The organism is Pseudomonas emilianonis, assembly GCF_023072625.1.
GTDB lineage: Bacteria > Pseudomonadota > Gammaproteobacteria > Pseudomonadales > Pseudomonadaceae > Aquipseudomonas > Aquipseudomonas paraveronii.
Window position 1 is genome coordinate 1 of sequence record NZ_JAKNRV010000230.1, and the last position, 8570, is coordinate 8570.

Annotated in this window: 10 protein-coding genes and 1 pseudogene; 5 read left to right on the forward strand and 6 right to left on the reverse strand. The window is 62.4% G+C overall.

The features are described 5' to 3' along the window. The 4 genes and pseudogenes from L9Z73_RS20250 to cysG all read left to right on the forward strand — a co-directional run. Positions 1–432: pseudogene (locus L9Z73_RS20250) on the forward strand (recombination factor protein RarA); the annotation flags it as partial. After that, entirely contained in the window at positions 432–806 is a 375-nt protein-coding gene (gene crcB / locus L9Z73_RS20255) for a fluoride efflux transporter CrcB (RefSeq protein WP_247404599.1), read from the forward strand. The pseudogene L9Z73_RS20250 and the gene crcB, both read left to right, overlap by 1 nt. A gap of 16 nt (positions 807–822) precedes the next feature. Continuing rightward, positions 823–2103: a serine--tRNA ligase gene (serS, locus tag L9Z73_RS20260; RefSeq protein ID WP_247404602.1), complete on the forward strand. Its 1281-nt coding sequence runs from the start codon at positions 823–825 to the stop codon at positions 2101–2103. After that, on the forward strand, positions 2104–3498 hold the full coding sequence (cysG, locus tag L9Z73_RS20265) for a siroheme synthase CysG (RefSeq protein ID WP_247404605.1): 1395 nt from the start codon (positions 2104–2106) through the stop codon (positions 3496–3498). It begins immediately after the preceding gene. A gap of 106 nt (positions 3499–3604) precedes the next feature. Here cysG and L9Z73_RS20270 read toward each other — a convergent pair whose 3' ends face one another. From L9Z73_RS20270 to tusD, 6 genes are all read right to left on the reverse strand, one after another. Beyond that, entirely contained in the window at positions 3605–4600 is a 996-nt protein-coding gene (locus L9Z73_RS20270; RefSeq protein ID WP_247404609.1) for a glutathione S-transferase family protein, read from the reverse strand. Positions 4601–4688: 88 nt separating this feature from the next. Further along, positions 4689–5690, reverse strand: a complete 1002-nt coding sequence (locus L9Z73_RS20275) for a glycosyl transferase family protein (RefSeq protein ID WP_247404611.1) — start codon at positions 5688–5690, stop codon at positions 4689–4691. Next, entirely contained in the window at positions 5687–6022 is a 336-nt protein-coding gene (locus L9Z73_RS20280; protein ID WP_247404614.1) for a TusE/DsrC/DsvC family sulfur relay protein, read from the reverse strand. The genes L9Z73_RS20275 and L9Z73_RS20280 overlap by 4 nt, the downstream gene beginning before the upstream one ends. Continuing rightward, positions 6019–6297: a sulfurtransferase complex subunit TusB gene (tusB, locus tag L9Z73_RS20285; RefSeq protein WP_247404616.1), complete on the reverse strand. Its 279-nt coding sequence runs from the start codon at positions 6295–6297 to the stop codon at positions 6019–6021. Before tusB ends, L9Z73_RS20280 begins: the two co-directional genes overlap by 4 nt. Beyond that, positions 6297–6647: a sulfurtransferase complex subunit TusC gene (gene tusC, locus L9Z73_RS20290; RefSeq protein WP_247404619.1), complete on the reverse strand. Its 351-nt coding sequence runs from the start codon at positions 6645–6647 to the stop codon at positions 6297–6299. The genes tusB and tusC overlap by 1 nt, the downstream gene beginning before the upstream one ends. A 1-nt stretch (position 6648) precedes the next feature. After that, the gene (tusD, locus tag L9Z73_RS20295) at positions 6649–7041 is read right to left on the reverse strand and encodes a sulfurtransferase complex subunit TusD (protein WP_247404621.1); all 393 of its coding nucleotides are present in this window, start codon (positions 7039–7041) and stop codon (positions 6649–6651) included. Positions 7042–7199: 158 nt separating this feature from the next. Between tusD and L9Z73_RS20300 the strand changes: the two genes are divergently transcribed. Beyond that, entirely contained in the window at positions 7200–8381 is a 1182-nt protein-coding gene (locus L9Z73_RS20300) for a CaiB/BaiF CoA transferase family protein (protein WP_247404624.1), read from the forward strand. Positions 8382–8570: the final 189 nt, after the last annotated feature.

Consider the following 8570-nt stretch of genomic DNA (forward strand, 5'->3'; position numbering starts at 1 on the left):
AACGCCGACCCGCGCGCCCTGAGCCTGTGCCTTGCGGCGTGGGAAGTGCAGGAGCGCCTCGGCAGCCCGGAAGGCGAGCTGGCGGTGGCCCAGGCGATTACCTACCTGGCGTGCGCGCCGAAAAGTAACGCGGTGTACATGGGCTTCAAGTCAGCACTGCGCGCGGCGGCCGAACATGGCTCCCTCGAAGTGCCGCTGCACCTGCGCAATGCGCCCACCAAGCTGATGAAACAACTGGGTTACGGTGATGAATACCGCTACGCCCACGATGAGCCGGACGCCTATGCCGCCGGCGAAGATTACTTCCCTGACGAGCTTGAGCCGCAGCCGTTCTACCAGCCGGTGCCCCGTGGACTGGAGCTGAAGATCGGTGAAAAGCTCAATCACCTCGCTCAACTCGACCGCCTCAGCCCGAAACAGCGGAGAAAGTAGTGCTCAAGACGATTCTTGCCGTGTCCGTTGCCGGCATCGCTGGTACATTATTGCGTTTCGCCACTGGTACTTGGGTAAACGCCAACTGGCCGAGGCATTTTTATGCGGCGACCCTGGCGGTCAACCTGGTGGGCTGCTTGATCATCGGGCTGTTGTACGGCTGGTTCCTGTTGCGCCCGGAAGTGCCGATTGAAATTCGTGCCGGCTTGATTGTCGGTTTTGTAGGCGGTCTGACGACCTTTTCATCCTTTTCACTGGATACGGTGCGCCTGCTGGAAAGCGGGCAGGTCCTGGTCGCCTTCGGGTACCTGGGCATCAGCGTGTTCGGCGGGCTGCTCGCCACCTGGGCCGGCCTGTCCTTGACCAAACTTTGATAAACGAGAGACCGACATGCTCGATTCCAAACTGTTACGTAGCAACCTTCAGGACGTAGCGGACCGCCTGGCATCCCGTGGCTTTGCCTTGGATGTTGCGCGCATCGAAGCGCTGGAAGAACAGCGCAAGACCGTCCAGACCCGCACCGAAGCACTGCAGGCTGAGCGTAATGCGCGTTCCAAGTCCATCGGTCAGGCCAAGCAGCGCGGCGAAGACATCGCGCCGTTGATGGCGGACGTCGAGCGCATGGGCACCGAGCTGTCCGACGGCAAAGTCGAACTGGACAAAATTCAAGGCGAACTGGATTCGATCCTGCTGGGTATTCCGAACCTGCCGCACGAGTCGGTGCCGGTCGGTGCGGACGAAGACGGTAACGTCGAAGTGCGCCGCTGGGGCACGCCAAAGGCCTTTGATTTCGAGATCAAGGACCACGTCGCCCTGGGCGAACTCAGCGGTGGCCTGGATTTCGAAACCGCCGCCAAGCTGTCCGGCGCGCGCTTTGCCTTGCTGCGTGGCCCGATTGCCCGCCTGCATCGCGCCCTGGCGCAGTTCATGGTCAACCTGCACACCGGCGAACACGGTTACGAAGAGGCTTACACGCCGTATCTGGTTCAGGCGCCGGCCCTGCAGGGTACCGGCCAGTTGCCGAAGTTCGAGGAAGACCTGTTCAAGATCAGCCGCGATGGCGAAGCCGACCTGTACCTGATCCCGACCGCCGAAGTGTCGCTGACCAACATCGTGGCCGGCGAGATCCTCGACGCCAAGCACCTGCCGCTCAAGCTCGTCGCCCACACTCCATGCTTCCGCAGTGAAGCCGGCGCATCCGGGCGCGACACCCGCGGCATGATCCGCCAGCACCAGTTCGACAAAGTCGAGATGGTGCAAGTGGTCGAGCCGTCGACCTCCATGGAAGCCCTCGAAGGCCTGACCGCCAACGCCGAACGCGTGCTGCAACTGCTGGAACTGCCGTACCGCGTGTTGGCGCTGTGTACCGGTGACATGGGTTTCAGCGCCGTGAAGACCTACGACCTCGAAGTGTGGGTGCCGAGCCAGGACAAATACCGCGAGATCTCGTCGTGCTCCAACTGCGGTGATTTCCAGGCCCGTCGCATGCAGGCGCGTTTCCGCAACCCGGAAACCGGCAAGCCGGAACTGGTGCACACCCTCAACGGTTCGGGCCTGGCCGTAGGCCGTACCCTGGTGGCCGTGCTGGAAAACTACCAGCAGGCCGACGGTTCGATCCGTGTGCCGGACGTGCTCAAGCCTTACATGGCGGGCATCGAGGTCATCGGTTAAATGGAATTTCTGCCGCTGTTTCATAACCTGCGCGGCAGTCGTGTGTTGGTCGTCGGCGGCGGGGAGATTGCCTTGCGCAAGTCCCGGCTGTTGGCCGACGCTGGCGCGCTGCTGCGGGTGGTTGCTCCCCAGATCGAAAAACAGTTGCGTGAACTGGTGCAGGGCAGTGGCGGGGAACTGATCGTGCGCGGTTATCAGGAGGCCGACCTCGACGGTTGCACCCTGATCATCGCCGCAACGGACGACGAACCGCTGAACGCGCAAGTGTCCAGCGATGCCAAACGCCGCTGCGTGCCGGTCAATGTGGTGGATGCGCCGGCCCTGTGCAGCGTGATCTTCCCGGCGATTGTCGACCGTTCGCCGTTGGTGATCGCGGTGTCCAGCGGCGGCGATGCGCCGGTGCTGGCACGCTTGATCCGGGCCAAGCTGGAAACCTGGATTCCGTCCACGTATGGCCAACTGGCCGGGCTGGCGGCGCGCTTTCGGGCCCAGGTCAAGCGCTTGTACCCGGATGTGCAGCAGCGCCGCGCGTTCTGGGAAGAAGTCTTTCAGGGCCCGATTGCCGATCGGCAACTGGCCGGGCAGGGCGATGAAGCCGAGCGTTTGCTGATCGAAAAGGTCAACGGCGCACCGCCGTATGCGCCGGGCGAAGTCTACCTGGTGGGTGCCGGCCCCGGCGATCCGGACCTGTTGACCTTCCGCGCCTTGCGCCTGATGCAGCAGGCCGATGTGGTGCTCTACGACCGCCTGGTGGCCCCGGCGATTCTTGAACTGTGCCGGCGTGACGCCGAGCGCGTGTACGTGGGCAAGCGTCGTGCTGACCACGCTGTGCCCCAGGACCAGATCAACCAGCAACTGGTCGACCTGGCCAAGCAAGGCAAGCGTGTGCTGCGTCTCAAGGGTGGCGATCCGTTCATCTTTGGCCGTGGCGGCGAAGAGATCGAAGAACTGGCGGCCCATGGCATTCCGTTCCAGGTGGTGCCTGGCATCACGGCGGCCAGCGGCTGCGCGGCGTATGCCGGGATTCCGCTGACTCACCGCGACTATGCGCAATCGGTACGCTTTATCACCGGGCACTTGAAGAATGGCACCTCGGACCTGCCTTGGAGTGATCTGGTGGGCCCGTCGCAGACCCTGGTGTTCTACATGGGCTTGATCGGTTTGCCGATCATCTGCGAACAGCTGATCAAGCATGGGCGTTCGGCGGACACGCCGGCGGCGTTGATCCAGCAGGGCACCACGTCCAACCAGCGCGTGTTCACCGGCACCCTGGCCGACTTGCCGCGCATGGTGGCGGAGCATGAAGTGCATGCGCCGACGCTGGTGATCGTCGGTGAGGTGGTGCTGCTGCGCGAGAAGCTCAAATGGTTTGAAGGCGCCCAGGCCCAGGTCTGAGCCTAAATGCATCGGGGGCAAGCCCCCTCCCACATTTTGGAATGCATTCCAATGTGGGAGGAGGCTTGCCCCCGATGCGGCCATTTGATCCAGCCAGCCCTCTGGATCAGCTCCAGACGCCCTTAGCGCTCAACCGCCCACGATCATGCGGGGCATCAAACACCTGCAACGGCCCCTTGGGCACAATCCCCGTCGGATTGATGGTGCGGTGGCTGGCATAGTAATGCCCCTTGATGTGCTCAAAGTCCACCGTCTCGGCCACTCCCGGCCATTGATACAGTTCCCGCAACCAGTTCGACAAATTCGGATAATCCGCAATCCGGCGCAGGTTGCATTTGAAGTGGCTGTAATACACCGCATCAAAGCGAATCAGCGTGGTGAACAGCCGCACATCGGCCTCGGTCAGGTATTCACCGGCCAGGTAGCGATGCTCGCCGAGGTGCTGTTCCAGGTGGTCAAGTTCGGCAAACAGATCATCGAACGCACGTTCATACGCCTGCTGCGACGTGGCGAAACCTGCGCGGTACACGCCGTTGTTCACGGCTGGGTAGATGCGCTCGTTCAACGCGTCGATGTTCTGGCGCAGAGCCTCGGGGTAGAAGTCCAGGGTGTTGCCGGTCAGCCCGTTGAACGCGCTGTTGAACATGCGGATGATCTCCGCTGATTCATTGCTGACGATGCGCTTGAGGTGTTTGTCCCACAGCACCGGCACCGTGACGCGCCCGGTGTAATCGGCCGTGTCGGCGGTGTAGCGCTGGTGCATGAAGTCGAAGCCATCGAGCGTGTCGCCGCTGGAGCCGTGGGCCTTGTCGAAGGTCCAGCCGTTTTCCAGCATCAGCCAACTGACTACGGACACGTCGATCAGACCTTCCAGGCCTTTGAGTTTGCGCAGGATCAGTGTGCGATGGGCCCATGGGCAGGCGAGCGACACATACAGGTGGTAACGACCGGCTTCGGCCTTGAAGCCACTTTCGCCGCTGGGGCCGGGCTGGCCGTCAGCGGTCACCCAGTGGCGGCGTTGCGCCTGTTCCCGCTGGAAAGCGCCATCCGCGCTACTTTCGTACCACTGGTCGTGCCAGCGTCCTTCGATCAGCAAACCCATGACTGGCTCCTTGGCTAATAAGCGTTAGAGCCCAGTCTAAAGGGATGAGTTCGAACTAAAAGCGCAAAAACTGCGGCGCAATGATCGATTAAATCGATTTATTCCGCGCATCCCAGTAGTGCTGGGCCAGTTCGAACGCTTGCTCTCGCGGATGACCCAGACCGCGCAAGGCCAGGGCCATGGTGGCGATCAAGGCGAGTTGCGGGTAGCTGTCCTCGACATCGCCGCGCCACAGCGCTTTCAACTGTTCGGGCTCCAGGCTGGCCGGTTTGACATGGCGCTGGGCGGAGAGGGCGGGCCATTCTTCGTCCCAACTTTCGCCGCCGGTGGTGCCGTAGAGGTGGCTGATCGTGTCGGGGTTGATCTCGATCTCACCGCCGTCGCCCTTGACCACAATCACATTGTCGCCGAGCAGGCCGCTGGCATCGCGGTGTACACCCTGGTAACCGGGGTGGAAGATGCTTTGCAGGCCGCAGCGGGCATTCAGTGGGTTGAGCAGGCGTGCCAGGGAGTGGATCGGCGAGCGCAGGCCCAGGGTGTTGCGCAGGTCGATCATGCGTTGCAGTTGCGGTGCCCAATCGCCCAGCGGGATGAACGCCAGGTTGCCGTGCTCGAAAGCCGTCTCGACCTGCTGCCAATTGCGGCACAGCGGGATCTGCAGGCCTTCGAGCAATTGTTCGGTGTACAACCGGCCAGCGGTGTGGGCGCCGCCGCCGTGCATGAGGATGCGTACACCGTTCTGCGCCAGGCATTTGGCGGCCAGCAGGAACCACGGCAGGTGGCGCTTTTTGCCGGCGTAGGTCGGCCAGTCGACATCCACCTTCAGCGCCGGCGCGTGCAGGCGCTCGCGCAGCGCTTCGGTGAAGCCGGCGAGTTCTTCCGGGCTTTCTTCCTTGTGGCGCAGCAGCATGAGGAAGGCGCCGAGCTGGGTGTCTTCGACTTTTTCGTCAAGCAGCATGCCCATGGCTTCGCGGGCTTCTTCGCGGGTCAGGTTGCGCGCGCCGCGCTTGCCTTTGCCCAGGATGCGCACGAACGGCGCAAACGGGTGCTCGGCGGGGGTTTCGAGGGTCAGCGGGGCAAAGTCGGTCATAAGCAATTCGTCGGCCTAGGCAGGCCCGCCAGCTTGGCGGCGAGTTTGGCGGGAGTGCCGTTGAACAGTTTATTCAGGTGCAGGCTGTTGCCCTTGTCTGCGCCCAGCTTCAAGGCGGTGTACTTGATCAGCGGGCGCGTGGCGGGGGACAGCTGGAATTCTTGATAGAACTGGCGCAGCAGCTCGAGGATTTCCCAGTGCGCCGGGGTCAACTCGAGGGCTTCGGCGGCGGCCAGGGCGTTGGCCACGTCGACCGACCACTCGTTCAGGTCGACGAGGTAGCCGTCCTTGTCCAGTTCGAGGGCATGCGTGCCCACGGTCAGGGTGTTCATAGCCAGGAGTTGACCTTGTCGTAGTCGATAGACAGTTGCACAAAACCTGGGTAATCCACGCAGTCGGCCCAGTCGGGCAGCGGCAGGTTGCGCGCCAGGCTGTCTTCGGCCAGCACAAACACCTTCACGCCCTTGAGTTGCAGGGCCGGGTGATGCAGCCCGTAGGCGCCGTCGCCACAGAGCAGGATCGCATCGTCGCTGCCGCAGATGCGCAGGCAGCTGTCGAGGCGGCTATCGGTAAACGGGGAGTGGGACACCACATGTAGAGTCGACATCAGAGGGTTATCACCTGGTCGTAACGGTCAATCAACTGGGAGATCTGTTCGTTGTTCAGCGGCTGCGCATTGACCGGGTGCGTCAGCCCGCGCGCGGCCAGGCTGTGCTCGCAGGCAAACACCTCGTCGATACCGAACAGCCCCAGTGCCTGCAGGTTGGCGCCGAGGTCTTTTTGCTGCACGGCCTTGGCGTCCTGGTGCGGCGCCAGTTGGAACACGCCGTCATCCAGAAACAGCAGGCCGATGGGCAGATCGAACGCGCCGCCGGCCAATACGATATCCAGCGCTTCCCGCGCGCTCGGCCCGGACCACGGTGCCTGGCGGCTGATCACCAGCAAGGATTTGGACATGTCACGGCCCTCCAAAACAGATCAAGCGGTCGGCGGTCTGGCTCGCGTCGTGCAATTGGCCAAGGCCCGACAGCTCCCATGGCGCCTCCACGTTCACCGCGCTGCGTTGGTAGCGTGCGGCTTCTTCACTGTTGAGCACACCACGGCGCAGGGCGGCGGCGATGCAGACCACGGCGTCCAACTGATGTGTGCTGACAAACTCACGCCATTGGCGGGCGATGTCTTGCTCATCCTGTGGCGCAACGATGCTGTTGGAGGCGCTGTAAACGCCATCCTGATAAAAAAACAGCCGCACAATCTCATGCCCGCCAGCCAGCGCCGCCTGGGCGAACAGCAAGGCGCGACGCGAGGAGGGCGCATGGGCGGCGGAAAACACTGCTATCGCGAATTTCATGGAACACCCTGCAAGCAAACGTGGGCCAATGATAAGGCCGCCGTCGGGAAAAAGCCCGCCGTGATCAAAACGGTCACGGCCGATGATCGTTCTGACGATTGCCCTGGGCGCTGAAGGCTGACTACGCTGTGGTCTGTCGAATCGGAAACGGAGTCTCCATGTCAGGTCCCTTGGCGTCCCTTAAAGTACTGGATTTTTCCACCTTGCTGCCCGGCCCGTTCGCTTCGCTGATGCTGGCGGACATGGGCGCCGAGGTGCTGCGCATCGAATCGCCCACGCGCATGGACCTGCTACGCGTGCTGCCGCCCCATGATCAGGGCACCTCGGCGAGCCATGCTTACCTCAATCGCAATAAGCGCAGCCTCGCCCTGGATCTGAAGCAGGCCGAGGCGCTGGAGATTGTGCGCGAACTGGTCAAGGGCTACGACATCGTGCTCGAACAGTTTCGCCCTGGGGTGATGGAGCGCCTGGGCCTGGGGTATGCGGCGTTGAAGGCGATCAACCCGCGGCTGATTTATGTGTCGATCACCGGGTACGGTCAGACCGGCCCCTACAAGGATCGCGCCGGGCACGATATCAACTATCTGGCGTTGGCCGGAGTGGCCAGCCATACCGGGCGTCAGGACAGCGGGCCGCTGCCCTTGGGCGTGCAATTGGCAGATGTCGCCGGCGGCTCGCTGCACGCGGTGGTGGGCCTGCTCGCGGCGGTGATTGCGCGGCAACAGAGCGGCGTCGGCCAATACTTGGATGTGAGCATGACCGACTGCTCGTTCAGCTTGAATGCCATGGCCGGTGCTGGATACCTGGCCTGTGGCGTGGAGCCCGGTTGGGAGACCCATGTGCTCAATGGTGGCAGCTTCTACGATTATTACCGTTCCCGTGATGGGCGCTGGATGTCGGTGGGCAGTCTGGAACCGGCGTTTATGCAGCAATTATGCGCAGCATTGGGACGACCGGAGCTGGCGGCACAAGGCTTGTCGCCAATACCTGCGCAGCAAAAGGCGATCAAGCAGGCGCTGCAGGTTGAGTTCGAGAAGCGCAGTTTTGAGGAACTGTGCGAGTTGTTTGCCGGGGTGGATGCGTGCGTGGAACCGGTGTTGAGTCTGAGCGAAGCCGTGGAGCATCCGCAGTTGAAGGCGCGGGAACTGGTCACCCAGGTGCCGCGGGCCGACGGCTCGACCCAGGCGCAAATGGCTTGCCCGCTGAAGTTCTCCGAGGGGTTGCCAGCTCCCCGGCATATTGGGGTCGCTGTGGGGGCACACAGTGATGAAGTGCTGATGGAGTTGGGCTTGAGCTCACAGCGCATCAGCGAGTTGCGTAGGGCCAAGGTGGTTGTGTAGTGACAGGATGGGCCTCATCGGGGGCAAGCCCCCTCCCACAATTAGCTCTGTGAACAGGGTCAAAATGTGGGAGGGGGCTTGAACTGGCCTAATGATTTTGGACACTTCAATCGGGCGCTATGATGGCGCCCAAATCTGAGGTGTTTGGTTATGCGTAAATCTTACTCGAGTGAGTTCAAGCTCAGGGCT

What these genes read in the sequence shown, in the direction of transcription:
- serS (WP_247404602.1), top strand. Translation starts at nt 823, where the DNA reads ATGCTCGATTCCAAACTGTTACGTAGCAACCTTCAGGACGTAGCGGAC.
- cysG (WP_247404605.1), top strand. Translation starts at nt 2,104, where the DNA reads ATGGAATTTCTGCCGCTGTTTCATAACCTGCGCGGCAGTCGTGTGTTG.
- L9Z73_RS20270 (WP_247404609.1), bottom strand. Translation starts at nt 4,600, where the DNA reads ATGGGTTTGCTGATCGAAGGACGCTGGCACGACCAGTGGTACGAAAGT.
- L9Z73_RS20275 (WP_247404611.1), bottom strand. Translation starts at nt 5,690, where the DNA reads ATGACCGACTTTGCCCCGCTGACCCTCGAAACCCCCGCCGAGCACCCG.
- L9Z73_RS20280 (WP_247404614.1), bottom strand. Translation starts at nt 6,022, where the DNA reads ATGAACACCCTGACCGTGGGCACGCATGCCCTCGAACTGGACAAGGAC.
- tusB (WP_247404616.1), bottom strand. Translation starts at nt 6,297, where the DNA reads ATGTCGACTCTACATGTGGTGTCCCACTCCCCGTTTACCGATAGCCGC.
- tusC (WP_247404619.1), bottom strand. Translation starts at nt 6,647, where the DNA reads ATGTCCAAATCCTTGCTGGTGATCAGCCGCCAGGCACCGTGGTCCGGG.
- tusD (WP_247404621.1), bottom strand. Translation starts at nt 7,041, where the DNA reads ATGAAATTCGCGATAGCAGTGTTTTCCGCCGCCCATGCGCCCTCCTCG.
- L9Z73_RS20300 (WP_247404624.1), top strand. Translation starts at nt 7,200, where the DNA reads ATGTCAGGTCCCTTGGCGTCCCTTAAAGTACTGGATTTTTCCACCTTG.